Here is a 1088-nt window from a genome sequence, read left to right as displayed (position 1 = left end):
GCCGCCGTCGCCATGGAAGCCGGCAAGCCCCTGGACCTGGTCGAGATCGACGTCGAGGGCCCCCGGGCCGGCGAGGTGCTGGTGAAGATTGCCGCCACCAGCGTCTGCCATACCGATGCCTATACCCTCTCCGGGGCCGACCCGGAGGGCAATTTCCCGGCGGTGCTGGGCCACGAGGGGGCCGGCGTCGTCCAGGAGGTCGGCGAGGGCGTCACCAGCGTCAAGCCCGGGGACCACGTCATCCCGCTCTATACCGCCGAGTGCGGCCAGTGCAAGTTCTGCCTCTCCGGCAAGACCAACCTGTGCAGCGCGGTGCGCGCCACCCAGGGCAAGGGGGTGATGCCGGATGGCACCTCGCGCTTCTCGCTGGACGGCAAGATGCTGCACCACTACATGGGCACCTCCACCTTCAGCGAGTACACGGTGCTGCCCGAGGTCTCGCTGGCCGTGGTCTCCAAGGCGGCGCCGATGGACAAGATCTGCCTGCTGGGCTGCGGCGTGACCACCGGCATCGGCGCGGTGATGAACACCGCCAAGGTGGAGCCGGGCAGTACCGTCGCCGTCTTCGGCCTGGGCGCCATCGGCCTGGCGGTGATCCAGGGCGCGGTGATGGCCAAGGCCTCGCGGATCATCGCCATCGACGTCAACCCGGAGAAGTTCAAGCTGGCCGAGCAGTTCGGCGCCACCGACTTCGTCAACCCCAAGGAGTACGGCGACCCCATCCAGCAGGTGATCGTCGACCTGACCGATGGCGGCGTCGACTACTCCTTCGAGTGCATCGGCAACGTCAACGTGATGCGCTCGGCGCTGGAGTGCTGCCACAAGGGCTGGGGCGAGTCGGTGATCATCGGCGTGGCCGGTGCCGGCGAGGAGATCAGCACGCGGCCGTTCCAGCTGGTCACCGGCCGGGTCTGGAAGGGTTCCGCCTTCGGCGGGGTGAAGGGGCGCACCGAGTTGCCGGGCTACGTGGAGCGCTACATGAACGGCGAGATCAACATCGACGACTTCATCACCCACGACATGCCCTTCGAGCAGATCAACGAGGCCTTCGAGCTGCTGCACCGGGGCGAGAGCATCCGCACCGTGCT

1 protein-coding gene is annotated in these 1088 nt (G+C 67.7%); it reads left to right on the top strand.

The annotated features are described in order from the left end of the window. The coding region (locus tag DFP85_RS18810; protein WP_133637931.1) for an S-(hydroxymethyl)glutathione dehydrogenase/class III alcohol dehydrogenase at window positions 1–1088 on the top strand (1088 nt) is incomplete at both ends.

Origin of the sequence: Halomonas ventosae (assembly GCF_004363555.1) — a bacterium.
Classification (GTDB): Bacteria; Pseudomonadota; Gammaproteobacteria; order Pseudomonadales; family Halomonadaceae; genus Halomonas; species Halomonas ventosae.
The sequence above is the reverse complement of the archived record's forward strand: the minus strand, read 5'-3'. Positions and strand labels throughout refer to the sequence as shown.